This window comes from Streptomyces sp. NBC_00354, from assembly GCF_036106915.1.
Classification (GTDB): domain Bacteria; phylum Actinomycetota; class Actinomycetes; order Streptomycetales; family Streptomycetaceae; genus Streptomyces.
The window spans coordinates 1,172,849-1,198,293 of record NZ_CP107983.1 but is presented as its reverse complement, the minus strand read 5'-3'; the positions used below and the strand labels follow the sequence as shown (position 1 = coordinate 1,198,293).

Here is a 25,445-nt window from a genome sequence, read left to right as displayed (position 1 = left end):
GAGTGACTGGCCGACCCCGGTGCGGGATGCACAGCGGGGAACACAGTCGGGTGGATCGGGCAAGCCGATGTCGGGGGGCGCGGCGGTGGTCCTCGGATGGCTGGCCGGCCTCCTCGTCCTACCTCCAGGGTCGCGCGTACCTGCGACACGTGCAGATCGTGGGCGAGCCGGTGCCCGGGCTGGCGGCCCGGACTCGCCGACCTCCAGCGGCGCGTGTCCGACGAGGTCGTCCGCCGGCTGAAGGGCGGATAGGGGTCAGGGGGGCCGGGACAGGGTCGTTGCCCCGGCCGGTGGCGGTCAGGCGGCCGAAGCCGCGAGAGCCGGTGTTTCGGCGTCCGTGAGGAGCGCCATGAGCGACGTACGGGCGCGGGCCACCCGGGAGCGGATCGTGCCGATCGGGCAGCCGAGGGCCGTCGCCGCCTCGGCGTAGGGGAGCCCCAGGATCTGGGTGAGCACGAAGACGTCACGGCGTTCGGCGGGGATCGTGCCCAGCAGCTCGGCGAGGGCGATTCCGTCCTCGAACCCGGGCAGGCCGCGGGGCTGCGTCCGTTCGGCGGCGGTCTGCCAGTCGTCCCGGTCCGAGATCTTGGGGCGGGCCGCCTTGTGGCGGAGGCTGTCGATGACGGTGCGCCGGGCGATGGACAGCAGCCAGGTGCGGGCGGAGGAGCGGCCCTCGAAGCGGTGCAGGCTGCCGAGGGCGCGCAGGAACGTCTCCTGCGTCAGGTCGTCCGCCGCCTGCGGATCGGCGCTGAGGTACGCCACGTAGCGCCGGACGTCGCGGTGCAGGGCGCGTACGAAGCGGTCCACCGCGTCGGGGTCGCCGTCGCGCGCGGCGAGCGCCAGCAGGGTGGTCGGCTCGTCCGCACCGCCCGTGAGGCGGGCGGGCGCCGTCATCGTCTCGGCGGCGGTCGGACGGGGATGCAGGGCAGGGGTCATCGCCTGATGTCCTTCTGGGAATCCGGGATCCGGAGCCGGCGCCGCACACGCACTGCGTGGCGCGGCGGGCCGGTGAGCGGTACGGCCTGCCGGACGGCAAGGCCGATGACCGAGGCGGGCGGCGCAATCGCGTCGCGCGCGTCGGTGAGCCGGCTGTCAGCTGACAGCGGTCCCGAGGGGCGGACCCCGTGAGGTGATGGCGTGGACGAGCAGGAGCCCGCGCAGGCGGCGCGATCCGGGGCCCCGGCGGGCGCGCAGGCGCGGCCGGTGAGGGGGCGCGGGGAGGCGGAGGGCCGGCCGCAGCGGTACGAGGAGCAGACCGGCCACGGCGCGCAGGACCCGGAATGCGCCCCGCTCCCCGTACGCGAGCCAGAGTCCGCAGAGCAGGGCGGCGAGCAGGTGGGCGGCCAGCATTCCGCCCGGTGACATGGAGCCCATGTCGTGTCCGGCGGACACGGCCATCCGCACCGGCATCCGCACGGGCAACGGCATCTGCATCGGCATCTGCAGGGCCGTGCTGCCGTCGGTCATCGCCTGCGCGGCGTGGTGCGCGTGGCCGGCCGTGTGTACCGGTTCGGCGGCGTGCAGCGGCGAGCCGCCGGCCGGCTCACAGAGCAGGTACCCGGCCCACCGGCGGGCGAGGGAGGTGCCGGCGCCGCCCGGCGCGGACGGCGCAGCGGCCGCCTGGGCCAGTGAGAACCCGGTGTGCAGGGCGGCCTGGACGGCGACCGTCGCCGAGATGACGGCCAGGAGGCCCCGTTCGTACGCGGCGAGGAACCACGCGAGTGCGCCGGTGGCGCCCGAAGCCGCCGCCACGGCCCACCAGGGGACGGCCGTCCCCGTCATGAGGATGTGGGCGAGGGAGGCGAGCAGCACGCAGGTGGCCGCGAACATCGCAGCCCGTACCGCGCGACAACATCGTCCCTGGGTCATGGCGGGCTCATCGTCGCATCCCTCTCAAGGCGGCTACAGAGGGGCGCCGGTAATTGGCATCACCGGACAAAACCATATGTGTCGCACGCCACAACAGGGCCTGGGAACCCGGTCGTTCGCCCTTCCGACTCCTGCCGTGGACCGAAATGACAGGTGTGGGAACGGAGTCTGCAGTGGCAGAACGGACGACCTCGGCGAAGGCGGCCGGGGCAGGGGCGGAGGGCCGCCTGACGGCGCTGCTGACCGGCGCCATGGCCTTCTCGATGCTGCAGCTGTTCCTGCTCGGCGCGCTCGGTCCGCGGCTGGTCGGCGAACTGGGTGTGTCGCCGACCGCCCTCGGCCTGACGACGACGATCGGCTTCGGAGCGGCGGCCGTTCTGTCACCGGTCGGTGGGCGGATGGTGGACCGGACGGGTCCGCGCCGCTCCCTCGTCGTCCTGCTGCTGGTGTCCGCGGCGGCGCTCGGGCTGATCGGCGCCGCGCCCGGGCCGGGGTTCCTCCTCGCCGCCGTCGCGCTGGGCGGACTGCCGCAGGCGCTCGCCAATCCCGCGACCAACAAGGCGATCCTGGCCGCCGTTCCGCCCGCCCGGCGCGGGCCGGTGACCGGGATGAAGCAGTCCGGTGTACAACTGGGCGCGTTCGCCGCCGGATTGCCTCTGGCTGCGCTGGCCGGCGGGATCGGCTGGCGCGGGACGGTGTGGACGGCTTCCGCCGCGGCCGCGCTGGCTGCGCTGTGGGCGCATCGCGTCCTGCCCGCCGATCCGCCGGCGAAGGCGGCGCCGCCGCGCTCGTCGCTGATGCCGCGGGGTGCCATCGCCTGGCTGGCGGTCTTCTCCCTCTTCCTGGGCTGCGGAATCGCCTCGGTCAACACGTACGTGGCACTCTTCGGCGCCCAGCAGCTCGGCATGGGGCCGACGGCGGCCGCAGCCCTGGTGGCGGTGCTCGGCGTCGCGGGCATCGCCGGACGGGTGGGCTGGTCGAAGGCGGCCCGGCCGGGGCGCGCCGAGTGGCTGCCCGGCCTGCTGGCGGCCGGGGCGGTCCTGGCGGCCGGCCTGCTGGCCGCCGCGCTGTACGTACAGCCGCTGGTCTGGGTCGCGGCCGTCGCGGTCGGGGTGTTCGCCGTCTCCGGGAATGCCGTCTCGATGGTGCTGGTGATGCAGCGGGCCGCTGCGGGCCGGGCCGGCCAGGACTCCGCGCTGGTGGCGGCCGGATTCTTCGCCGGGTTCGCGGTCGGGCCGCCGCTCTTCGGAGTGCTGGCCGAAGCGGGCCGGTACGGGCCGGGCTGGCTGCTGGTCGCCGCCGAGTTCGCCGTGGCCGGAGCCGTCGCCACGACCTGGGCCGTACGCGAACGGCGCCGCCCGCGTACGGAGGCCGCGGCGTGAGCCCGGTGAGGGGGGTGCCGGGCGGGCCGGGCCCGGCCGTGATCCGCCGGACACCCCCTGACTGGGCCGGGCGGGCGCTGGCCGACGTCCTCGAGCGGGCAGCCGCCACCCGCACCGAGACCGGCGACCGGTTCCCGCTGTACGCCGACCCGGACACCGGCCGCTGGACGACCACCGGCCGCGGTGCGTGGACCGGCGGCTTCTGGGCCGGGCTGTTGTGGCTGCGGGCCCGGCACACCGGCAACGCGGGGGACCGGGCGGCCGCGGCCGCATGCACCGCACGGCTGGCCGAGTGGGTGGAGGCGGACACCGCCACGCGCGGGCTGATCCTCTGGTACGGGACGGCGCTCGCCGGCGCCGACACCGGGGCGCGGGAACTGCGGACCCGGGCGGCCCGGGCCGCACTGGCCGCGTTCGACACCGAACTCGGGCTGGTGCCCTGGGGGTCGGCCTTCGGCGGCCCCCGGCTGCTGGCCCGGGTGGACGGCGTACCGGGCATGGTGGGGCTGCTCGCCGCCGGGGGCCCGGAGGGCGCACGGGCCGCCGCGTCGCACCTGCACCGGCACCTCGACCTGTGCCTCGGCGGGGGCGGACGGGTCGTACCGGCCTGGGAGTTCGCGGCGGAGGCGGGCTGGCAGGCGTACGAGGAACCGTCGGCCGGCTGGAGCCGGGGCAGCGCGTGGCTGCTGCTGGCCGTGGCCGACGCCCTGCACCGTACCGAGGTCTCCCGCAGCGCCTCGGACCGGCTGGAGGCCGTCGCGGAGCGGCTGGCGGACGTGTGGACGCGGCCCTGCACCCCGCTCGTTCCGCCGGCCGACGAGGCGCGGCCCGCCGGCCCGCTGGACACCTCCGCCGCCGCCATCGCGGCGGTCGCGCTGCTGAAACTCGCCCGCCTGCCGGGCTGCCGGGCCGCGCGGTACGCGTACCGGGCGGCGGCGATCCTGGAGCGCCTGGTGGGCGAGCACCTCACCCGGGGCATGCTGCTGGACGGCTGCTACGACGCCGGCAAGGGCGTCGCTGTCCGGCACGAGCTGGTCTGGGGCGACTTCTTCCTGGCACTCGGGCTGGCGGCACTGACCGGACTGGTCGAGATCCGGGACGTCTAAGGGCCGTCCTCGTGCCTCTCGTACGTACGGAGCACCCGGCGGGCCACCGAGGTGATGTGGAGCTCGTCCGGGCCGTCGAGGATGCGGGCCGCGCGTCCGGTGCGCAGCAGCGCGGGCAGCGGGGTGTCGGGGCCGAGTCCGGCCGCCCCGTGGACCTGGATGGCCGCGTCCGCGACCTGCTGGAGCATGCGGGCCGCGGCGACCTTGGCCAGTCCCACCTCCACGTGTGCGTCCTCGCCCGCGCCGATCTTCGCCGCTGCCTCGTGGACCAGCGGGCGGGTGGTCCGCAGTGCGAGCAGCGCTTCGAACACGTGCTGTTGCACGAGCTGGTGGCCGGCGAGCGGACCGCGGGATCCCGTACGGGAGTTGGCGCGCTCGCACATGAGGTCGAAGGCGCGCCGGGCCTGGCCGAGCCAGCGCAGGCAGCGCAGGGTGCGGCCCAGCTGGAGGCGTTCCGCGGCGATCGCCAGGGCCTGCCCGCGCTTGCCGAGGAGGTGGTCGGCGGGTACGGCGACCCGGTCGAACTCGATCTCCCACTGGCCGGTGGCCCCGAACACGGGCAGTTCGCGTACGACGCGGAAGCCGGGGGAGCCGGTCGGGACCACCAGGAGGGAGAGGCCCTCGCGGTCGCCGGGCTCCCCGTCGGTCCGTGCGAGGACGGTGACCAGATCGGCCCCGGACGCCCCGGAGATGAACCACTTGCGGCCGCTGACGCGCCAGCTGCCGTCCGGCTGTTCCTCGGCGCGCGTCGCCGTACGCAGCGGATCGGTGCCCGGGGTGTCCTGTTCCGTCATGGCGTAGCAGGCGCGCAGATCCCCGGCGGCCAGCAGCCCGGGGTACAGGCCGCGGACCCGGTCGCTGCCGTGCTTCCCGAGCATGGTCGCGTCGAGCAGGGATGCGGAGCCGAGAGCCGCCGGTCCGTGGTCGCTGGCTCCTTCGGCCTCGGCGATGTGGACGTACTGCGCCAGGGGGAGCCCCCGGCCGCCCAGTTCGGCGCCGAGCGGCAGCGCCCACAGGCCCTCTTCCTTCGCCTGCGCCTGCAACTCCCCCAGGACTCCGGCAGCCTGTGGGCCACCCGCGTCGAGTACCGGCTCGCAGGGCATGACCCGGCTCCGGACGAACTCCGCCACCCGGTCCCGCAACTCGGCCTCCTCCGAGGGCGGTTCGGGACGGGCACGACCCGTATCTCCTTGGCTCTGCACCACTTTCCTCCAGCTTGCCGGGAACCCGTGGGAACGACAGTCCGACTGCCTCCCCGAGGAACTGGTCGGGTGCGCACCCTCCCGGGTTCCCGTGTCGCGCACATCCGGGGCGCCGGCCTCCGCCGCGCGCCGGGAGAAGAAGAGGAGAGGCATGGCGTCACCAGCCGTCACCCGTACTGTCCGGCCGCTCGAAGGACTGCACCTCGCCGCCTCGGGTCCGCCCGGACTGACCGGCCTGGTCCTGGAGCACCTCACGCTCCTCGGCGCGAGCACGGGAGCCCGTACGCGAGTCGGCCGGGGAGCCGGCACGAGAGCGGACCCACCCGAGCCGGGCGACGGCGGCACGGCGCGCATCGCCCTGTCCGGCAGGGGGTTCGACCGGCAGGACGCGTCCATGAGCTGGGCGGCGCATCCGGCGAGCGGTATGACGGACGAGGCCACCGTTCAAGCGGCGACCGGCATCATGGCCGTGCACGGGCGCCGCGACGGCGCGCCGCGCGGCCTCGCCGTCGACTACGCCGCCACCGCCACGGGCGTACTCGCCGTGCAGGGGCTGCTCGCCGGGCTGCTGGCCCAGGCCAGGGGCGGCGGGGCAGGCCGGGTGGACACGAGCGCCGACCGGGCCGGGCTGCTGGCGGTCTCCCAGTACCTCGCCGCCGCCGGGGCCGACGAGGGCGAGGCCGCCGAACTCGCCCCCGGCGGACCGCCGTTCACCTCCGCCGAAGGCCTTCTCTTCGAGCTGGAGACGCTGGACCCCGCTGCCTGGGCCGCGTTCTGGCGGGCCCTCAGGGCACCCGTCGAGGCCATCCGGGCGGGGTGGCGGCCGTTCCAGTTCCGCTACGCCACCGCGTGCGCCCCCTTCCCGCGGGTCCTGCACGCCACGGCGCGCGCACACAACTGGCAGCGGATCGAGGCGGCGGCCGCGACCTCGGGCGCCGAAGTCTGCCGGCTGCGGACGCTCGCCGAGCGCGCCGCCGAACACGACGGCGCCGCGCCCTGGTCCCTGGCCCCGTACGGATCCGGCCACCGCCCGCTGGCCGCGCCCCCCGCCGCCGCACGGCCGCTGGCCGGGCTGACCGTGCTCGAGGCAGGCCGCCGGATCCAGGCGCCCCTCGCCGCCCACCTGCTGCGTCTGCTCGGCGCCGATGTCGTACGGATCGAGCCGCCGGGCGGCGACCCGCTGCGCGGCATGCCGCCCGCCTGCTCCGGGATCTCAGCCCGCTGGCTCGCCCTGAACCGGGGCAAGCAGGCCGTGGAGGTGGACATCAAGTCCGCCGCCGACCGGCGCCGGCTGCGCGAGATGGCCGCCGAGGCCGACGTCTTCCTGCACAACTGGGCCCCCGGCAAGGCGGCCGCACTGGGACTCGACTCGGCCGATCTGGCCGCCGTGAACCCCGCCCTCGTCTACGCGTACACCGGCGGCTGGGCGGGCCGGATCCCCGGTGCCCCGATGGGGACGGACTTCATGGTCCAGGCCCGCACCGGCGTCGGCGAAGCCGCACGTCCGCAGGACGAGCCCCCGGCGCCGTCCCTCATGACCCTCCTCGACGTCCTGGGCGGGCTCATGGGAGCCGAGGCCGTACTGGCCGGACTGCTCCTGCGCGAGCGCACCGGAGCGGGCGTCCGCGTCGACTCCTCGCTGCTCGGGGCCGCCGACGCACTCACCGCCCCCGCCCTGCGCCGCGCGCGCCGTGGCGCGGACCCGCGCCGGCCCGCCGGATTCCGCCGCCCGCTGCGCACCGCCGACGGCTGGATCGCCCCCACCGACACCTGTGCGCCCGCGGCCGCCGCGTACGACCTGCGCGAACTGCCGACCGGCGACGCCCTGGCGCAGCTGCGCAGCCACGGCCTGTCCGCGACCGCGGTCACCACCGATCCGGCCGACCTGCACCACGACCCGCGCTTCACCGGCTCGATCAGCCGCGACGCGCACGGTGCCCCCGCCGTTCCCGACCCCTGGAGCTTCGTATGACCGTCGCCCTGCACGACCTGCTGCCCGTCGGCCTCCGCCGCACCTGGGCGGTCGACGGGACCTGCCCCGACCTGGACCTCTACAGCCTGTTCCGGGCCCGGCAGATCGCCGACCTGCACGCCACGGCCGTCATCGATGCCAAGGGCAAGCTCTGCTACACCGCGCTGGACCGCAAGGTGCGCGCTCTCGCCACCGGGCTCGCGGATGTCGGCATACGGCCCGGCGACGTGGTCGGCGTCCAACTCCCGAACGGCCGGGGCGCGGTCATCGCCGAACTGGCCCTCGCCGCCGTCGGCGCGGTGGCCCTCCCCTTCCCCGTCGGCCGGGGCATCCGGGAGGCCGCGTCCCTGCTGCGCAAGGCGGAGGCCGTCGCGGTCGTCGCCGCCGTCGAGCACCGCGGCGACCACCACGCCGCCGGCCTGCGGGCCCTGCTTCCCGCCCTGCCGACGCTGCGCCATGTCATCGCAGCCGGGCGGGTCGGCACCGCACCTGAAGGAACGATTCCGCTGTCCGCGCTGCTGCGCTCCGACCCGGCTGCCTTCGTGCCCGCCCGGCCCGACCCCGACAGCGCCGCCCGCATCCTGGTGTCCTCCGGCTCCGAGGCGGAGCCCAAGATGGTGGCGTACTCCCACAACGCGCTCGCCGGCGGCCGGGGCAACTTCCTCGCCTCGCTCATGCCCGGCGGAACCCCGCCGCGCTGCCTGTTCCTCGTACCGCTGGGGTCCGCGTTCGGGTCCAACGGCACGGCCGTCACGCTCGCCAGGCACGGCGGAACACTGATCCTGCTGGACCACTTCACCCCCGAGGCCGCCCTCGCCGCCGTGCGCGAGCACCGGCCCACGCACGTCCTCGGCGTCCCCACGATGGTCCGCATGATGCTGGACCGGCTGGAACACCCCGAGCCCGACGGGGGTGAACTGCCCCCGCCCACCGCCCTGGTCCTCGGCGGCTCGGCCCTGGACGAGACCACGGCCGAGGACGCCGCCCGCGCCTTCGGCTGCCCGGTCGTCAACCTCTACGGCTCGGCCGACGGCGTCAACTGCCACACCGGACTCGACACCGAGGTCCCGGAGGCCGACGGCACGGGCATCGTGGCCGGCCGGCCCGACCCCCGTGTCGCCGACATCCACATCACCGACCCGGACACGCACGAACAGCTCCCGGACGGCGAGATCGGCGAGATCGTCGCCCGCGGCCCGATGACCCCCATGTGCTACGTCGCAGCCCCGGACCTGGACGCCCGCTACCGCACCCCCGAGGGCTGGGTCCGTACCGGAGACCTCGGCCTGATCGACGAGGACGGCCTCCTGCACCTCGTCGGCCGGCTCAAGGACATCGTCATCCGCGGCGGGGCCAACATCAGCCCCGCGGAGGTCGAGCGGGAGCTCGCCTCCCATCCCCGGGTACGGGACGTGGTGTGCGTCGGCATCCCGGACGAGCTGATGGGCGAACGCCTCGCGGCCTGCGTCGTACCGCGCGGCCCCGAGGCTCCCACCCTCGGCTCGCTGGGCGCGCACCTCACCCGCCGGGGGCTCGAACTGCGCAAGCACCCCGAGCGGCTGCTGGTACTGGCGGAGCTTCCGCTCACGCCGGCCGGCAAGCCCGACCGTACGGCGCTGCGCGAGCGGCTGGCGCAGCAGACGGCCATCGCACCTCCGCTCGCCCACGCGGGCTGACCGAACCGATTCAGCGCAGCGCAGCACAACAGCACAGGACAGGACCGTCAGATGAACCGCAGGAACCTCCTCCGAGCCTCGACCGCGATCGGCGCCGCGGCCACGATGGCGGGCGCCGCCACGGCGCCGGCCGCCGCGGCGCCACCGCGATCCGCCACGAAGGCGGCGGGACCGCTGCGCGTGCACGTCGTCATGTACGACGGAGTGGAGGAGCTCGACTTCGCCGCCCCCTACGAGGTCTTCTCCGCCGCCCGCTTCTTCACGGACCGCGCGGTCGACGTCCGCTACGTCACCACCTCGGGCCCGGGCGTCGTGAACGCCGCCTACGGGACCCGGGTCCAGGTCGAGCACCCCTGGGCTCCGCGCTCGGCGGACGTCATCCTCGTACCGGGCGGCGGATACGGGCGCCAGGACGGCCCCGGAGTGTGGGCCGAGATCCGGGGCGGCACGCTCCCCCGGAACCTGGCCGCGGCGGTGCGCCCCGGCCTCACCGTCAGCGCCGTCTGCACGGGCGCCATGCTGCTGTCCGCCGCCGGCCTGACCAGGAACCGTCCCTGCACCACCCACCACAAGGCACGCCCCGACCTGGAGAAGCAGGGCGGCCTGCTGAAGAACGCCCGTGTGGTGGACGACGGCGACCTGGTCACCGCCGGGGGCATCACCTCCGGCCTGGAGCTCGCCCTGTGGCTCGTACGCCGGGAACTCGGCGCCGACGCGGCGACGGGCGTGGAGGCCATGCTCGAGTACGAGGCCCGCGGCACGGTGTGGACACCGCCCGCGGCCGGGCGCCCGTAAACGCAGGAAGGGGCGGGGAGCAGCTCAGTGCTCCCCGCCCCTCGCATGCGCCCCGGGTCAGGAACCGCCCATGGCCTTCTTCAGCTCGGCCGCCGCGTTGCGGTAGACCGGCAGCAGATCGAGGTCCGTGCCCGGGTAGTTGACGATCTCGACCTGCCGGGCACCCGAGTCGGGCAGGACGGTCCCGGTCGACATGTGGGCGTTGTCCAGGACCAGGGCCGGCTTCTTCCCCGAGAGCTCGGCGAGCTGCGCCGGGGTGACCGCCTCGGGACCGTACGTGCCGACCGCGGTGGCACCGGCCAGCTTCGCGGACCAGCCGGTGAACACCTGGCTGACGACGGCCGGGCTCTTCCCGCCCGGCCAGGAACCCTGGACGTCCTTCGACAGCTTCGCGTACTCGGTGTCGAACGACGCCGACCACTTCGTGGCGGCGTCCTCGGTCCCGAACAGCTTGCCCAGGCGGGCCACTTCGGCCCTGACCTTGTCGGCGTCGTTGTCGAGGTTCACCTCGACCAGCTCGGCCTTCGAGCCGGCCGCCTCCTTGATCTTCGCCGCGTACGGCTCGAAGGGCGCGTAGAGGACGAAGTCGGCCTTGCCGACGGCGGCGAGGTCGGAGGGCTTGGGGTCGTAGTCCGGGGCGTGGTGCACCGACTGGGGCACGATCACCTTGACGTCCTCGGCGCCGGCGGCCTTGGCGAAGGCGCCCTCCCAGGTGGTGGTGACGACGACGACCGGCTTCCCGCCGTGGTGGCCGGGCGGTCCGCCCTTCGAAGCGGTGTCGCCGTTGCCGCAGCCGGTGACGAGGGCCAGTGCCGCGCTCAGTGCGAGGAGGGAAGTGAATCGGACGCGGGTGCGCGCCATGAGCTGATGCTCCGTTCGGGGATGAGATGGACCGCGAGGACGAGCGTCCCGGCGGTGAGGACGAGGACCGGCCCCGGCGGCCAGTCGAGCCGGAGGGCGAGAAGGAAACCGGTCAGGTTCACGGCCACCCCGATGCCGACCGCCCACAGGGTGATGGACCGCAGCGAGCTGCCCAGGCGGCGGGCGGCGAGCGCCGGCAGCAGGGTCAGGGCGTCGACCAGCAGCGCGCCGGTGAGCTTGATCGCCCCGGCGACCGCCACCGCGACCAGGACCAGCAGTACGGCGGTCAGCGCCTGCACCGGGACCCCCGAACACTGGGCCAGCTCCCGGTCGTACAGCAGCAGGGCCACATCGCGCCGCCGCCACCAGAACAGCCCCGGTACGAGGGCCGCCAGCGCGCCGAGCACCACGAGGTCGGCGGTGCCCACGGACAGGATCGAGCCCCACAACAGGGCGAACGCACCGGAGGCGTTGACCCCCGACACGGCCAGGACGAGCAGCGCGGCCGCGATGGCCAGGCTCATCAGCAGGCCCATCGCCCCGGACAGCCCGTCCGGGGTGCGGGCGAGCGGGGCCACCCCCGCCCCGGCCAGGGCGCAGGCGAGGAGCGCGCACAGCATCGGATCGAGCCCGGTCAGCAGCCCGACCGCGATGCCCAGCAGCGCGACGTGCATCATCGCGAAGCGCACCGGCATGATGTCGAGCCCGACGATGACCACGCCGATCACCGGCAGGCCGATCGCCGCCAGCAGCAGGGCGAGGCCCGCCCGCTGTACGGGGAGCAGCTGGAGCAGTTCGCCGAGGTCGGCGCCCGCGAGGATCACGCGACCTCCCGCAGCCGGCCCGCGGCCATCTCCAGTACGCGGTCACAGCGCTCCGCGAGCGCCCGGTCGTGCGTCACGACGACCAGGGTCACCGGCAGAGAGGCCAGTACGTCGGCCGCCTCCTCCTGGCCGCCGAAATCCAGTGCGGCGGTCGGTTCGTCGGCCAGCAGTACCTCGGCCCCCGCGGCCACCGAGCCGATCGCCCGGGCCAGGTACATCCGCTGCAACTGCCCGCCGGACAGCGTGTGCAGCGGCCGGTCGAGCAGCGCGCCGACGCCCAGTTTCCGTGCCGCTTCGGCGGCCTCGGCCGGTGCGCCGCCGCTGGCCAGCAGTTCGTCCCCGAGCAGTGGGAACCGGCCGGCCGCCGGCTTCTGCGGGATCCAGGCGCAGGACCGCCGCCGCCAGGCCCATTCGGCGGCCGATCCGGTGCCGCGGCCGCCGACCAGGATGCTCCCGGACACCTGGCGGTGCAGCCCGAGGACCGCACGCAGCAGCGTGGTCTTGCCCGAGCCGTTGGTCCCGGTCAGCGCGACGCGCTCGCCCGCCGCGATCTCCAGATCCACGTCGGCGACCGCCTCGACCCGGCCGTGTCGGCAGGCGACCCCCCGCATGCGTACGTCCAGCCCGCCCATCCGTCGCCCTCCCGTCGTCCGGTGCCGGGTGGCTCCCCGCACGCGGAGGTGGTCGGACGAAGGCGCGTCCCGGTTCCGGCGGCGACGGAACCGGTTCAGGTCATGGCGATGAGGCAGGGGTCGGGGCCTCGGCCGGCGCGGGTGCCGGGTCGTCGCCGCCCTGGTCGAGCCGGAACGGCGGGTACTCGTCCGTCATGAGCGTGGCGTACGCGGCGACGCGCAGCACCCACCGGTGCAGCCCCACGATCAGGTCGAACACGTCACGCGGGTACTTGGCGGTGAAGGCGAGCACCACGGCCGCGATGATCACCAGCAGCGTGATCAGACCGCCTCCGCCGCACCAGCCGTGGCGCATGCCGCCGGTGAAGATGGCGATGACCAGGTAGTGGGGGATCGCGAAGAGCCACCACTTCACCAGGACCAGCGGCCGGGACAGGCGCTCCGGGTAGGCGATCTCGAGGCGTGCCGGATAGCCGGGCTCGGGGCCGAGGCTGAAGGGCGGGTACCGGTCGGTGGCCAGGGCTCCGTACGCGTAGTACGAGACCCGCCACGACCAGCGGAGCACGCCGACGTTGAAGTCGAACAGGCCGCGCGGGTAGCGCTCGGTGAACAGGATCGCGAAGAAGGCGATCACGCTGACCACGATGAAGGCGATCCACAGGAACAGCAGCACGATGTAGTGCGGGATCGCCAGGATCCACTTGACCAGCCACAGCCAGCGCGACAGCGGGCTGTCCAGATCGGCGCTCACCCTGACCGAGCGATACGAAGAAGCGTTCGCGGACATGATTGCGTCACCGTCCCGTGTCCGGCGTCGTGAACCCCCCGGACCTTGTGCCTCTCCATCATCCGCGCCGCACGGGGCATGCTCCAGTCGGCGTCCGCGGTGTCTGGATGTGACAGACAACCGTCATTGCGGACACCTGCCCGTCCGGCCAGGATGGACGCATGTCCACGCCCCACCGCGTAGTGATCGCGGTTTTCCCCGATGTCGACCTGCTCGACGTCACCGGCCCCGCCGAGGTCTTCGCCCTCGCGAGCCGGGAAGCGGGGCGCCGGCTGTACGACGTACGCCTGGCGGGCCCGGACGGGGGCCAGGTCACCACCTCGGCCGGCGTCCGGCTGGTCACCGACCTCTCCTTCGCCGAGGTCGGCGCCGCGGTGGACACCCTCGTGGTGCCCGGCGCCGTCGAGCCGGGGGAGGACGGACCGGTCGCGCGCGTCGACGACGAGGTGGTCCGGTGGATCGCCGCCACCGCCCCGCACGCCCGGTGCGTGGCATCGGTCTGCGTCGGTGCCCACCTGCTGGCCGCGGCCGGCCTGCTGGACGGGCGCAGGGCCACCACCCACTGGTCCACCGCCGCCCAGCTGGCGGCCGACCACCCGCAGGTCGAGGTCGATCCGGACCCGATCTTCGTCCGGTCGGGGCGGGTGTGGACGGGGGCGGGGATCAGCGCCTGCATGGACCTGACGCTGGCCCTGGTGGCCGAGGACCACGGCGAGGAACTGGCCCTCGCGGTCGCCCGGCAGCTGGTCATGTACCTCAAGCGGCAGGGCGGCCAGAGCCAGTTCAGCGTGCCGCTCAGCCGCCCGGCGGCCTCCCGCCGGGACATCGACGCCCTGCGGGTCTACATCACCGAACACCTCGGCGCGGACCTGTCGGCGGCCGCGCTCGCGGCGCGGATGAGCCTGAGCGAGCGCCATTTCGCCCGTACGTTCCGCAAGGAGCTGGGCACCGGCCCCGCCGCCTACGTGGAGGCCGTACGGGTGGAGGCCGCCCGCCGGCTGCTGGAGACCACCGACCGGCCGCTGGAGCAGGTCGCCGCGGCGGCCGGCCTGGGCTCGGTGGAGACCCTGCACCGCGCCTTCCGCAACCAGATCGCCACGACCCCGGCCGCGTACCGCCGCCGCTTCCGCACCGCCGACTGACTGCTCGGTGCGATGCCGCGCCGTGCCACGGCTTCGCCGTGCCCATTTCCCACGAGAAGGACGCTTCAGCATGTCTGCATCCCCTGCATCCCCTGCATCCACTGCATCCAAGACCCTGCGCGACGTGATCGGCCTGCCCGGCGCGCTGCCCCGCCTGGCCGAGGCCACCCTGGTCATGGTCGACTTCCAGAACACCTACCGCTCCGGCGTGATGGCCCTGGACGGCGCCGAGCAGGCCCTGGCGGCCGGCGCCCGCCTGCTGGCCGCGGCCCGGGCGGCCGGCGCGCCGGTCGTCCACATCGTCAACGACGGCGGCGAGGGGAGCCCGTACGACATCCGGGCCGAGATCGGCGCCATCAGCGCCGAGGTCGCGCCGCGCGAGGGGGAGGCGGTCGTGGTCAAGCAGTTCCCGAACGCCTTCCACGCCACCGAACTGGAGAAGACCCTCCAGCAGCTGGGCGCCGGCCCCGACCTGGTGATCGCCGGGTTCATGACCCACATGTGCGTCACGTTCACCGCCCAGGGCGCCTTCAACCTGGGATACCGCCCGACCGTGGTCGCCGAGGCGACCGCGACGCGCACGCTCACGGCGCCCGACGGCACGCTGATCCCGGCCGCCACCCTCCAGTCGGCAAGCCTCACCACGATCGCCGACCTCTTCGGAACGGTGGCCCCCACGGTCGGCTCCCTCCCGGCCTGACCTGCAACGCAGGAGGGGCCCGGACCAAAAGGTCCGGGCCCCTCCCAGGCGGCGCTGCTCAGTCACGCCTGCTGACTTCGCCGGTTATGACGCATTCCATGTAGACGCTGATCTGCTCTCCCTGGGGAACGAGCAGTACCTTGAACTCGGCCTTCTTCGGTGTGGTGAAGCCCCTGTAGACCTCATACTTCTTGCTCGGGTCGAGTTCGAGCTTGAACTGCTTCATCGAGTCCGCCCCGAAAGGCGGTTTGGTAGGCGAGATGGGCGTGCCGCCGACCTTGCTCTCGCCGGAGGCAGGCCAGTAGACCGGACGCTCGAGATCCACCTGATGATCCGTCAGGTACTGCTTCACGCAGCTTTCGGGAGCCGTGAAGCTCATCGCCAGGTTGATGCCGGGCGCGGATGACTGCCCCGAGAACGTCATGTCCTGGGTCTCGCACGGCGGGAGCTCCAGCCGGAACGCCTTCAGCACTTGTTCGCGGCTCTCCTCGGCACACCCCGTGACGAAGGGGGCCGACAGGGTGGAAGCGACCACGAGAGCCCAGGCCGACCTGGAACGCCGACTCGCCATGACTAACCCACCGTCGTCTCGTAGTGGTCGCCCTTGCTGCCGTGGATCTCGAAGTCACGAGCAAGGCCGAACCCGTGGAGCTCGGCGAAGTGACCGAGACTGATGCCGTAGAGCTCCTCGTCGTAGTCGAAGTTGAGATCGAGGCTGTCCTCGGCGAACTCACCCGAGTTCCACTTGGTGTCGACGTTGATCCGGCAGGTCGTCCCCGGATTCGACAGGAAGTCGTGGACCGCTTCGTTCGACCCCGTCGAGACCTTCTCGGCCCCGGCCTTGGTCTCGTCCCCGCCGGTGCGCCACAGCACGATCACCTGTGCGCGCTCGTTCGGCGGTACGGCGGTGGCCGGAGCGGCGGTCGCCGACGTGGTGCGGAGCAGACCCACTCCCATCGTGAGGGACGACATCCCCACGACCGAGGTGCGGGCCACTGCCCCACCCCTCCGGCGGGGTGCCGGCCTCCCCCAAAATCGTCTGTCTCTTACCAGTACTTCGTCTCCCGGCACATTCCATAATCGCGGTCGGTCGCACCGGACTTCTGCCCGGATGCCGCGATTGATGCACCGGCCATGCTCCCACCCGTGGATGGACGGAAGTGACCGGAGAGGGTTAGTCGGAACGCTGCCGAAATGTGGAATGTATTCGTCCGGAAGCCTGCAACCAGCTTGCCGCTCAGGCAAGTTGCTCTGAGTCTGAGCCTTCTTCAACTTTCTTGCGCTAGCCCGGGTTCGAGTCCTGTTAACCACCTCACACACCCTCAGCCAAGGGCTGTCCCGTAACTGATCTTTGGCACGAGAGTGGTCGGCTGAGATCGGATCCGGGGTCCCACCCTTTGGAAGAGGCGCCGACCTCGGTTCACCCCTGTGACCGCACGACACAGCAGCGGATGGCAGGGGCCGTCCTCCCGGCAACATGTGGATCCACCCGCCCGGGGAGATGAGCAGGGCCCCTGTTATCGTGCGCCGATGTCAACGATCAAGCAGTTCCAAGTGACCTTCGACTGCGCGGAACCTGCGCGCCTCGCCGCCTTCTGGTGCGAGGTGCTGGGGTACGTCGTACCGACAGTCCCGGAGGGCTTTGCCACGTGGGAGGAGTACCACCACTCGCTGCCGCCTGAGGACGAGGTCTACTTCGCGTGCGCTGATCCCTCGGGTGTGGGCCCGCGCGTGCTCTTCCAGCGAGTTCCCGAAGGCAAGGCCGTCAAGAACCGGGTGCATCTTGATGTGCGGGTCGGCACAGGGCTCGTGGGTGACGAGCGCCTGGCCACACTCGAGGCCGAATGCGCACGGCTGATGGCGCTCGGCGCGAAACACGTGCTGACGCAGCGCGCCGATGGCGTCAACGAGTCGTGCATCACGATGCAGGACATCGAGGGCAACGAGTTCTGCCTCGCCTGATTCTCCCCTGAGACTGCGAGGGGGGAGCCGTCTCCCGGGGACCTCTCAGGTCTCGTATGCGGCAGAAGCTGTCCCGTGAGAGCGAGGTTGTGCAGTCGGGCGATGCCGAGCATGGCGTGTCGGACCCCGTCGCCCTTGAGACGGCAGTCGCGGAGGATCTTCCAGGTCTTCATGCGGGCGAAGACGTGCTCGACGCGGGCCCGGACCTGTTTGTGCGAGCGATTGTGCTCGCGCTTCCAGCCCGGCAACTCTTCGCCCGGGGTGCGGCGGTGGGGCATGAGGAGGCCGGTGCCCGGATAGCCGCCGTCGGCCATCGTGAGGGTCCTGCCCACGGCGGCCTTCGCGCCAGACTCCTCCCATGCCCGGCAGTCGTTGCGATTGCCGGGCAAAGGCTCACCGACCACAACGACCAGGCGGTTATCCGCGTCAATGACGACCTGGTGGTTGGTGGAGTACCGGTAGTTCTTTGACTGTTCAGCGATGCTGTGGTCCCGGGTAGGCGCCAGGGTGCCGTCGACTACCAGCACGGTGTCCTTGGCGAACCGGCGCCGAGGCTGGAATGCGATGAGCGGGCCGAGCTGGTCGATGATGCGGTCGGCCGCCGACTTCGAGATGCCAAACAATGGGGCGAGTTGGCGCATCGTCAGGTTCGTGCGCCAGTAAGCGACTACCAACAGCACCCGGTCCTCCAGCGGCAGACCCCACGGCCGCCCCTGGCCCGGGGAGCTGGCGCCCTCGCGGCGAAGCGCGGTCACCAACTTGCCGAAGACGCGCGGGCTCAGCCCGGTAAACGGGGCTATCCAGGACGGTTCCGACGCCGTGATCTCGCCTGACACGATCAAGATCATTGCAGGGCGAGATCACTTACGGGACAACCCTTAGGTAATGCGGGGTCAACTGATGCAAAGGCCATCGCCGTTCCGGACCGCAGCAGTGCGACAGGTGTGGCTGGCGTGGCAACTAGGGGGGAACGACGGGGATCCTGGTTCGCAGCCGGGCGGCCGACCGCAGGCAGTCGCCTGTCTCCCCGTCTCGTGAACATGTGAAAGAGGAAGCTGATGAAGCTTTCTCCTGCCGTGCTGCTTGCCGGCGCCCTTGTCGGAGTCGTCGCGACGGCCGGTGTCGCCGTTGCCGTGGACGGGCGGGCTGGTGCCGCCACCGCCCAGACGGCGGCCGCCGATCTCCCGCCCTCCGCGGTGGAGGACTTCCAGTACCCGCAGTCGGAGGCCGAGGCGGCATTCAAGGCGGGCGGAGTCAAGCTGAAGAGCGGTGACGGACACATCGTCTACATCGCGTGCAGCACCGAGCCCGACCCCGGCCACATCGAGGTCTACAGCAACTCCGGGCCGAACAAGCCGTTCTGCTTTCGGGTCACCGGTGCGGGCGGCTCGCTGGTCCTGACGACCGTCGAGGAGGCCAAGGTCTCCTTCGACGTCGCCAAGAACGAGTGGGCCAGCGTCGGCAAGACCTTGGACCCGCAGAAGCGCGACCACGCACTCGTGGCACTCAGCGCCTCCAAGTAGTCCACCAGCGCGTCGCGAAGGAACGCACCCACACTCGTGGTCACGCCGAATGCTGCCGGTGGCCAGCAGATCGCCGTGGCCGCCGTCGGCACGTCGACGTATCTGGACGTCATGGCAACGGACGGCGGTCTCCACCTGACGGTCGGAGACTACGCCGCAGGCGCGTGGTCGTCGCAGTGGAGCCGCGTCGCCGGCGCCGGCATGACCTCGCTGACCAGTGCACGGTCGACAACGTGGTCCGCGTGTTCGGGATCGGCCCCGGCGGCAAGGTCTTCGGAAAGGACTTCAACCCGGGTACCGGCCGGTGGAACAACTGGACCGAGGTGCCCGGCGGCGCCCCGGGCGCGAAGGCTCTGACCGCGTCCGGGACCGGCAGGACGGTACACCTGCAGATCATCGGGTCCCACCAGACCATGTACCCGATCGACGGCAACTACGCCACGGGGCAGTGGTCGCCGTGGGCCGGGCTGGGCGGTACCGGCCTGACCGCGCTGACCAGCACCGCGGCCAACAACGTCGTGCACGTCTACGCCACCGGTGACGGAGGCCGCGTCCTCGGCATCGACGCCGCTGGAATGCGTCCATTGGAATGCGTCCATTTCGCGCACCGGCCGCCGGGGTCCTGGTGAGCGCCACCGCGGTCGTCGCCGGTCTCGTGTCGGGCAGCGCCGCGCAGGCCGTGGTCGGCACGCCGGCCGCTGACGGCCAGTACCCGTACACCGCCCAGCTCGCCGTCGGAGAGGGTGCCGGCAGCCGGGCCTGCACCGCCACGCTGATCGACCAGTGGTGGGTCGCGACCGCTGCGAGCTGTTTCGCGGACAATCCCCAGCAGCCGGGCCCGCAGGCCGCGGGAAAGCCCTCTGCCAAGGCGACCGTGATGCTCTCCGGCGGTCGGCGCACCGAGGTCACGGAGATCGCCCCGCGTTCGGACCGTGACCTGGTCCTGGCGCGTCTGGCCGTCCCGGCGATCGGCGCGGCCACCGCCAAGCTCGCCACGGCTGCCCCGGCCACGGGCGGCGAGTTCACCGTGGCCGGCTTCGGGCGCACCAAGACGGCCTGGGTCTTCGGCGCGACCACGGTGGACGCCACCAGCGTGGGCATCACCGGCAAGGGCACCGACTCGCTCTGCAAGGGCGACACCGGTGCCCCGGTCCTGAATGCAACGGGTGCGCTGGCCGCGGTTGCCGGCCGGTCCTGGCAGGGCGGATGCTTCGGCACCGACGCAGCCGAGACCCGTACGGGCGCCGTCGCGGTCCGCGTCGACGACCTCGGTGCCTGGATCGGCCGGACCACCGCTCCCCGCCGGGCGGCGGCCAACGAGGCCGGGGGCAACGAGCGCATCCGCTGGGCCGACTTCGACGGCGACGGCAAGGCCGACTGCTTCCTGGTGAAGCCCGACGGGCAGGTCGACCTCTACCTCAACCTGGCGGCGACGTCGTCCCCAAGGACGGCTGGAAGGTCGTCGGCCGGATCGCGACCGGTCTGACGACCGACCACACCAAGGTCCAGTTCGTCGATTTCAACGCCGACACGCACGCCGACTACCTGCTCGCCGGCCCCGGCGGCAGCGCTTCCGTCTTCGCCTGGAACGGCGGCGACCCGGGCAGCGGCTGGATCGGCCTCGGCAAGGTCGCCAGCGGGACCTGACCGGGCAGCGGGACCTTCCGCAAGGACAGAGGCCGGGCGCGGACCGTATGAGGGCGCCCGGCCCCGGGGTCAGTGGATGACGCTGAAGCTGCGCCAGGGGAGGCTGACCGGGGCCGTCACATTCGAGAGCGTGGTGCCCACGTAGATGCCGTCCGCCCCGTCGGCCTTCTTGCAGTCCAGCGTCCGGTACAGGACGACATCGACGAGGGTGTTGTTCTCGACGTGGCTGGCGCCCGCCGGGAGGGCGATCTTGTGGCATCCCGTCACCGGCGTGTTGGAGTAGCTCAGCTCGACCGGCGAGTCGTGGCCGCGGAAGGTGAGCATGCCGACGGTGCTCCGGCCCAGGCCCGAACAGGCGGTGGCGGTCAGCAGCAGTGCTGCGGCCGCGGTGATGACGCCGATACGCCGGCTGTGGGACATGGCGCGGTCCTCGTCTGTGCGGTGGTGACTGGCCTTGCCCACAGCCTGCCCCGGCGGCGCGCGGGCGGCATCCGGTGCTCGGCCGGGCGGATGAACGCTGCCGGGACGGGAAGGGAGTCGGCCATGACTGACCTTCGCATCGGCGTCCTCGGATTCGGGCTGCGCGGCAGCATCGCGCGCACGGCACACCGCCCCGGCCGCGGGTCGGCGGTCACCGCGGTCGCGGACCCCGATCCGCGGGCCCGGGCGGATGCCGCCGCGGCCTTCCCGGGCGCTTACGTCACCGCCGGCCACCGGGCGGTGATCGAGGACCCCGAGGTCGACGCCGTCCTCGTGCTGACCCCCGACCACACCCACGCCGACCTGGCCTGTCAGGCACTCGTCGCCCGCAAGCCGGTCTTCGTCGAGAAGCCGCTCGACATCTCCGTGGACCGCTGCGACGAGCTCCTGCGCACCGCCCGCGAGACGGGTACCCGCCTGTACGTCGGGCACAACATGCGGCACATGCCCGTGGTGCGGACGATGCGCGCGTTGATCGCGGCCGGCGAGATCGGCCGGGTCAGGACGGTCTGGGTCCGGCACTTCGTGGGCTACGGCGGCGACTGGTACTTCAAGGACTGGCACGCCGAGCGCCGCTGCACCACCGGCCTGCTGCTCCAGAAGGCCGCGCACGACATCGACGTCCTGCACTGGCTGGCCGGCGCCTACACGGACGACGTCCAGGCGATGGGCGACCTGATGGTCTACGGGGACAACCCGCACCGCCGAGCGCCCGGCGAACCCAAGGGCGACGACTGGTACACCGAGCACGGGCACTGGCCCCCGCACACCCAGCGCGGGCTCAACCCGGTCATCGACGTCGAGGACGTCTCGCTGCTCAACCTCCGCCTCGCCAACGGCGTGCTCGCCGCCTACCAGCAGTGCCACTTCAGCCCCGACTACTGGCGCAACTACACCGTCATCGGGGATGCCGGCCGCCTGGAGAACTTCGGCGACGGCCCGGGCGCCGAGGTCCGGGTCTGGAACACCCGGCGCTCCGGATACCGGGCCGAGCCGGACGCCTCCCACACCGTCCCGGACGCGGCGGCCGCGGGCGGGCACGGCGGCGCCGACCCGCTCCTGATCGACGAGTTCCTGCACTTCGTGCGCCACGGGGGAGCCACGGACACCTCGCCGGTCGCCGCCCGGATGGCGGTCGCCGTGGGCTGCCTGGCGACCGAATCCCTGCGGGCCGGGGGCACGCCCCGGCGGGTGCCGCCGCTCGACCCGGACCTGGTGGCGTACTTCGACCGTGGCCAGCGGCCCGCCGAGCACCGGTGAACGGCCCGGAGACGCTCGCCGGCCCAGGCGGTGTCCGGCGGAATTTGTCCAAGAGTTCCCCAAGGGCGGGCCTGCCTCCGGCCCCCGGGCCCGCAGGGCCCTAGTTTGGGCCCGCATGAGCGCCCTTGCTGAGCGATACCGGGCCGACGGGACTCCCGGGCGGCGCGGACTCGTGCGGGGCGCCCTGACCGGTGCCGTGGCCCTGTGCGCCGGGCTGGCGTCCGGGGCCGGCTCCACGGCGGGCGGCGCCCGCACCGGTCTGCACGGCCCGCGGCCCGAAACGCCCGAGGCGGCGCTGCGCGCGCTGTCGGCCGGCAACATCCGCTGGCGGACGTTCCACGAGCGGCATCCCGACGCCACCCGGACCGTACGGCAGGCGCTGGTCGGGGGACAGCACCCGTTCGCCGTCATCCTGGGCTGCGTCGACTCCCGTGTGCCGCCGGAGCTGGTCTTCGACCAGGGGCTCGGCGATCTGATGACCGTACGGTCGGCCGGTGAGGTCCTGGACGACGCGGTGCTCGGAAGCATCGCGTTCGGGGTCGTGGAGCTGGCGATCCCGCTGGTCGTGGTGCTCGGCCACCAGTCCTGCGGGGCCGTGACCGCCGCGGTCCGCGCCGCCGAGGGACTGGAGCGGCTGCCCGGACACCTGCGCTACCTGGCGCAGCAGATCCGTCCGGCCGTCGACCGCAGCCTGCGCCGGGAGGCCCGTGTCGATGCGGCGGTCACCGAGAACGTACGGCTCGTACGCTCCCGGCTGGCGGCGGAGCCCGATCTGGCCGCCCGGGTCACGGCCGGGAAGCTGGCCGTGGTCGGCGCCCGCTACGAACTCACCACCCAGCGGGTGCGCCGGATCCGCTGAGGCACGCACCTCGCGGACCTCACCCGAGGCCGGCAGGGGGGTTCAGGTCTCCTCGGGTTCCGGCAGGGGCTGCTCGGACCAGATGACCTTGCCCTCCGGGGTGTACCGGGCCCCCCAGCGGCGGCTGATCTGGGCCACCAGGAAGAGGCCGCGGCCCCCCTCGTCCGTGGTCTTCGCGTAATGCAGCCGCGGCGAGCTGCTGCTGCCGTCGAAGACCTCGCAGGTCAGTACCCGGTCGTGCAGGAGCCGTACGCGGACCGGCTCGGCGCCGTGCCGGATCGCGTTGGTGATGAGCTCGCTGAGCACCAGTTCCGTGCCGAAGGCCAGCTCCGACAGGCCCCATTCCTCCAGCTTCTCCACGGCGAGGGCCCGCATGGTTCCGACCGCGCTCGGCTCGAACGGCACCTCCCATTCGGCGATGCGGTCCGCCGACAGCGCCGACGTCCGCGCGACCAGCAGCGCCACGTCGTCGCGCGGGCGCACCGGCAGCAGCTCCGCGAGGACCGCCCGGCAGGTTTCCTCGGGCTTGCGGTCCGCGTGGGCCAGGGCCGAGCGGAGCAGTGCGAGCCCCTCGTCGATGTCGCGGGTGCGCTCCTCGATCAGCCCGTCGGTGTACAGCACCAGCTGGGTGCCCTCGCTCAGGTCCAGCTCCGCCGACTCGAAGGGGAACCCGCCGAGCCCCAGCGGCGCGCCGGCGGGCAGCTCCGGGATCTCCACCGTGCCGTCCGGGCGCACCACCGCCGGCGGCATGTGACCCGCCCGGGCCACCGTGCAGCGCTGCGTCACCGCGTCGTACACGGCGTACAGGCAGGTGGCTCCGATCAGGCCGCCTTCGCCGCCGCCGCCCTCCACGCTCTGGTCGATGTACTGGACGAGGTCGTCGAGGCGGGCGAGGAGCTCGTCGGGAGGCAGGTCCAGGGACGAGAAGTTCAGTACGGCCGTACGCAGCCGGCCCATGGCCGCGGCGGCGTGCAGACCGTGCCCGACGACGTCGCCGACGACGAGGGCGACGCGGCTGCCGGGGAGCGGGATCACGTCGAACCAGTCGCCGCCCACCCCCGACTGCGCGGGCAGGTAGTAGTGCGCGACCTCCACGGCGCTCTGCTCGGGCAGGTCGCGCGGGAGGAGGCTGCGCTGGAGCGTCTCGGCCAGGGCGTGCTCCCGGGTGTAGCGGCGCGCGTTGTCGATGCTGACCCCGGCCCGGGCGACGAGCTCCTCCGCCAGCGACACGTCCTCCTCGTCGAACGGCTCCCTCTCCGCGCGCCAGAAATTGACCACGCCGAGAGCGACCCCGCGGGCCTTGAGCGGCGCCGTGATCAGGGAGTGGACGCCGTAGTCGATGATGGCCTGCGCCCGGGGCGGGTCCTGGGCGTGCCAGCCCGGTGCGTCGGTCAGATCGGTCACCACCTCGGCCCGGCCGCTGTTGAGCCCGCGTGCCTGCGGCGTCGAGGGCAGGAAGTCGATCAGCCTGCCCTTCGGGTAGAGCGGGACGTCGTCCCGGATGCCGCTGACCCCGGTGCGGCGCAGGTCGGCCGCCACGGCGGTGGGCTCGTCGCCGAGGAGCACGGGCTCCGCCAGGTCGACGGTCACGAAGTCCGCGAACCGGGGTACGGCGACGTCCGCGAGCTCCTGGGCCGTCTTCTTCACGTCCAGGGTGGTGCCGACGCCGACGCCCGCGTCGTACAGCAGCCTGAGTCGTTTGCGGGCCGCCTCGGCGCGGGTGCTGAGCACCTGCATCTCGGTGGAGTCCCGGATGGTGACCGCCGTGCCCTCGGGCCTGCCGCGGGGCCGGGTCGGGCGCTGGTTGATGACCAGCAGCCGGTCCCCGGCCTCGTGCACCTCGTCGGTGGCCACCCGGCCGGACAGCAGGAGGTCGGCCATCTGCCGGTCGAGCCCCGACAGCTCCCGGATGTGCTGCCCCTCGGCGTCCGCCGGGAGCCTGAGCAGACGTTTCGCCTCGTCGTTGGCGAGGAGGAGCCGGCCGCCGCCGTCGGTGATCAGCACCCCCTCGCGTACGGAGTGCAGCACCGCGTCGTGGTGCTCGTACATCCGGGTCATCTCGAGGGGGCCGAGCCCGCGGGTCTGGCGGCGCAGGCGGCGGCTGATCAGCGCCGCGCCGGCCGTGGCCAGGGCGAGGGCCGCCGCGGTGGTGCCCAGGATGACGGGGAGCTGCCGGTCGACCACTCCGGTGACGTTCTTCACCGTGAGGCCGGCCGAAACGAGGGCCACGACCGGGCCGCCGTCCTTGTAGGGATCGGCGAACACGGGGACCACGGCCTGGATCTCCTGGCCCAGGGGTCCCTTCACGCTCTCGGTGTACACCTGGCCGGCCAGTGAGGGCGCGATGGTGCCCACGAACTGTTTGCCGATGCGGTCGGGGAGCGGATGGGTGTAGCGGACCCCCTGGTCGTTCATCACGACGATGAAGTCCACTCCGGCATCCTTGCGCGTCACCTCGGTGAGCGGCTGGAGGATCTTGGAGGGATCGGGGGTGAGGAGCGCCTGGCGCAGTCCGAGCGAATGGGCGAAGGTCTGCGCGACCGCCACGGAGCGGGTCCGGGCCTCCCGGTCCACGTCGTGCCGGGACTGGAGTACGAGGGCCAGTACCGCCCCGGCGGCGAGCAGCACCACGATCGCCACCTGAAGGACGAATACCTGTCGGGCGACGCTGCGCGGGCGCTTTTTGCTCAGTGACCGCACCGACGTCCCCGGCACGGGTTGCAAGGATGGGTCACGAACCATTTGTAGCACTGTCGGTGGTCCGCA

Annotated in this window: 24 protein-coding genes and 1 pseudogene; 13 read left to right on the top strand and 12 right to left on the bottom strand. The window is 73.0% G+C overall.

What is annotated here, in order from left to right:
• Positions 1-297: 297 nt before the first annotated feature.
• Together OHT74_RS05690 and OHT74_RS05685 are read right to left on the bottom strand one after the other, a co-directional pair.
• Positions 298-894 (bottom strand): sigma-70 family RNA polymerase sigma factor, encoded by a 597-nt coding sequence (locus OHT74_RS05690; protein ID WP_266672506.1) that lies wholly within the window; start codon positions 892-894, stop codon positions 298-300.
• A gap of 198 nt (positions 895-1,092) precedes the next feature.
• Entirely contained in the window at positions 1,093-1,869 is a 777-nt protein-coding gene (locus OHT74_RS05685) for a hypothetical protein (protein ID WP_328619566.1), read from the bottom strand.
• Between the two features lie 251 nt (positions 1,870-2,120).
• Between OHT74_RS05685 and OHT74_RS05680 the strand changes: the two genes are divergently transcribed.
• A complete protein-coding gene (locus tag OHT74_RS05680; protein WP_328623261.1) occupies positions 2,121-3,251 on the top strand; it encodes an MFS transporter in 1,131 nt (376 codons plus the stop codon).
• Positions 3,248-4,357: a sugar ABC transporter permease gene (locus tag OHT74_RS05675; RefSeq protein WP_328619565.1), complete on the top strand. Its 1,110-nt coding sequence runs from the start codon at positions 3,248-3,250 to the stop codon at positions 4,355-4,357. Before OHT74_RS05680 ends, OHT74_RS05675 begins: the two co-directional genes overlap by 4 nt.
• On the opposite strand, the gene OHT74_RS05670 is transcribed toward OHT74_RS05675, so the two are convergent.
• Positions 4,354-5,559, bottom strand: a complete 1,206-nt coding sequence (locus OHT74_RS05670; RefSeq protein WP_328619564.1) for an acyl-CoA dehydrogenase family protein — start codon at positions 5,557-5,559, stop codon at positions 4,354-4,356. The genes OHT74_RS05675 and OHT74_RS05670 overlap by 4 nt on opposite strands.
• A gap of 151 nt (positions 5,560-5,710) precedes the next feature.
• On the opposite strand from OHT74_RS05670, the gene OHT74_RS05665 reads away from it, so the two are divergent.
• The 3 genes from OHT74_RS05665 to OHT74_RS05655 are packed head-to-tail and all read left to right on the top strand — an operon-like array spanning position 5,711 to position 10,002.
• Positions 5,711-7,531 (top strand): CoA transferase, encoded by a 1,821-nt coding sequence (locus tag OHT74_RS05665; RefSeq protein WP_328619563.1) that lies wholly within the window; start codon positions 5,711-5,713, stop codon positions 7,529-7,531.
• Positions 7,528-9,207 (top strand): class I adenylate-forming enzyme family protein, encoded by a 1,680-nt coding sequence (locus OHT74_RS05660; protein WP_328619562.1) that lies wholly within the window; start codon positions 7,528-7,530, stop codon positions 9,205-9,207. Before OHT74_RS05665 ends, OHT74_RS05660 begins: the two co-directional genes overlap by 4 nt.
• A gap of 51 nt (positions 9,208-9,258) precedes the next feature.
• The gene (locus tag OHT74_RS05655) at positions 9,259-10,002 is read left to right on the top strand and encodes a DJ-1/PfpI family protein (protein WP_328619561.1); all 744 of its coding nucleotides are present in this window, start codon (positions 9,259-9,261) and stop codon (positions 10,000-10,002) included.
• Positions 10,003-10,059: 57 nt separating this feature from the next.
• On the opposite strand, the gene OHT74_RS05650 is transcribed toward OHT74_RS05655, so the two are convergent.
• The 4 genes from OHT74_RS05650 to OHT74_RS05635 all read right to left on the bottom strand — a co-directional run bounded on the left by OHT74_RS05650 (position 10,060) and on the right by OHT74_RS05635 (position 13,106).
• Positions 10,060-10,863, bottom strand: coding sequence for a metal ABC transporter solute-binding protein, Zn/Mn family (locus tag OHT74_RS05650; RefSeq protein ID WP_328619560.1), 804 nt, complete (start codon positions 10,861-10,863; stop codon positions 10,060-10,062).
• Entirely contained in the window at positions 10,821-11,687 is an 867-nt protein-coding gene (locus OHT74_RS05645) for a metal ABC transporter permease (RefSeq protein ID WP_266661258.1), read from the bottom strand. The genes OHT74_RS05650 and OHT74_RS05645 overlap by 43 nt, the downstream gene beginning before the upstream one ends.
• The gene (locus OHT74_RS05640; RefSeq protein WP_266661256.1) at positions 11,684-12,319 is read right to left on the bottom strand and encodes a metal ABC transporter ATP-binding protein; all 636 of its coding nucleotides are present in this window, start codon (positions 12,317-12,319) and stop codon (positions 11,684-11,686) included. The genes OHT74_RS05645 and OHT74_RS05640 overlap by 4 nt, the downstream gene beginning before the upstream one ends.
• Positions 12,320-12,419: 100 nt before the next feature.
• Positions 12,420-13,106, bottom strand: a complete 687-nt coding sequence (locus OHT74_RS05635; RefSeq protein ID WP_328619559.1) for a DUF4389 domain-containing protein — start codon at positions 13,104-13,106, stop codon at positions 12,420-12,422.
• Positions 13,107-13,267: 161 nt separating this feature from the next.
• Between OHT74_RS05635 and OHT74_RS05630 the strand changes: the two genes are divergently transcribed.
• Positions 13,268-14,248: a GlxA family transcriptional regulator gene (locus tag OHT74_RS05630; protein ID WP_328619558.1), complete on the top strand. Its 981-nt coding sequence runs from the start codon at positions 13,268-13,270 to the stop codon at positions 14,246-14,248.
• 70 nt (positions 14,249-14,318) lie between these two features.
• The gene (locus tag OHT74_RS05625; RefSeq protein ID WP_328619557.1) at positions 14,319-14,948 is read left to right on the top strand and encodes an isochorismatase family protein; all 630 of its coding nucleotides are present in this window, start codon (positions 14,319-14,321) and stop codon (positions 14,946-14,948) included.
• Between the two features lie 58 nt (positions 14,949-15,006).
• Here OHT74_RS05625 and OHT74_RS05620 read toward each other — a convergent pair whose 3' ends face one another.
• On the bottom strand, positions 15,007-15,483 hold the full coding sequence (locus OHT74_RS05620; protein WP_328619556.1) for a hypothetical protein: 477 nt from the start codon (positions 15,481-15,483) through the stop codon (positions 15,007-15,009).
• A 38-nt stretch (positions 15,484-15,521) separates the two neighbouring features.
• Positions 15,522-15,944, bottom strand: a complete 423-nt coding sequence (locus OHT74_RS05615; protein ID WP_328619555.1) for an ALF repeat-containing protein — start codon at positions 15,942-15,944, stop codon at positions 15,522-15,524.
• A gap of 534 nt (positions 15,945-16,478) precedes the next feature.
• Here OHT74_RS05615 and OHT74_RS05610 point away from each other — a divergent pair.
• Positions 16,479-16,910, top strand: coding sequence for a VOC family protein (locus OHT74_RS05610; protein WP_301891303.1), 432 nt, complete (start codon positions 16,479-16,481; stop codon positions 16,908-16,910).
• A gap of 71 nt (positions 16,911-16,981) precedes the next feature.
• On the opposite strand, the pseudogene OHT74_RS05605 reads toward OHT74_RS05610, so the two are convergent.
• Positions 16,982-17,746: pseudogene (locus OHT74_RS05605) on the bottom strand (transposase); the annotation flags it as partial.
• Between the two features lie 222 nt (positions 17,747-17,968).
• Here OHT74_RS05605 and OHT74_RS05600 point away from each other — a divergent pair.
• The 3 genes from OHT74_RS05600 to OHT74_RS05590 all read left to right on the top strand — a co-directional run bounded on the left by OHT74_RS05600 (position 17,969) and on the right by OHT74_RS05590 (position 19,919).
• Complete coding sequence (locus OHT74_RS05600) at positions 17,969-18,433, top strand: hypothetical protein (protein ID WP_266661247.1); 465 nt, start codon at positions 17,969-17,971, stop codon at positions 18,431-18,433.
• Positions 18,434-18,597: 164 nt separating this feature from the next.
• Entirely contained in the window at positions 18,598-19,062 is a 465-nt protein-coding gene (locus OHT74_RS05595; protein WP_328619554.1) for a hypothetical protein, read from the top strand.
• Positions 19,059-19,919 (top strand): trypsin-like serine protease, encoded by an 861-nt coding sequence (locus OHT74_RS05590; RefSeq protein ID WP_328619553.1) that lies wholly within the window; start codon positions 19,059-19,061, stop codon positions 19,917-19,919. Before OHT74_RS05595 ends, OHT74_RS05590 begins: the two co-directional genes overlap by 4 nt.
• A gap of 230 nt (positions 19,920-20,149) precedes the next feature.
• Here the strand turns inward: OHT74_RS05590 and OHT74_RS05585 are convergent, their stop codons facing one another.
• A complete protein-coding gene (locus OHT74_RS05585; RefSeq protein ID WP_266998646.1) occupies positions 20,150-20,500 on the bottom strand; it encodes a hypothetical protein in 351 nt (116 codons plus the stop codon).
• 123 nt (positions 20,501-20,623) lie between these two features.
• On the opposite strand from OHT74_RS05585, the gene OHT74_RS05580 reads away from it, so the two are divergent.
• The gene (locus OHT74_RS05580; RefSeq protein ID WP_266661243.1) at positions 20,624-21,820 is read left to right on the top strand and encodes a Gfo/Idh/MocA family protein; all 1,197 of its coding nucleotides are present in this window, start codon (positions 20,624-20,626) and stop codon (positions 21,818-21,820) included.
• 115 nt (positions 21,821-21,935) lie between these two features.
• Entirely contained in the window at positions 21,936-22,679 is a 744-nt protein-coding gene (locus OHT74_RS05575; protein ID WP_266661241.1) for a carbonic anhydrase, read from the top strand.
• Between the two features lie 42 nt (positions 22,680-22,721).
• On the opposite strand, the gene OHT74_RS05570 is transcribed toward OHT74_RS05575, so the two are convergent.
• Positions 22,722-25,421, bottom strand: a complete 2,700-nt coding sequence (locus OHT74_RS05570) for a SpoIIE family protein phosphatase (protein ID WP_266661239.1) — start codon at positions 25,419-25,421, stop codon at positions 22,722-22,724.
• Positions 25,422-25,445 lie beyond the last annotated feature (24 nt).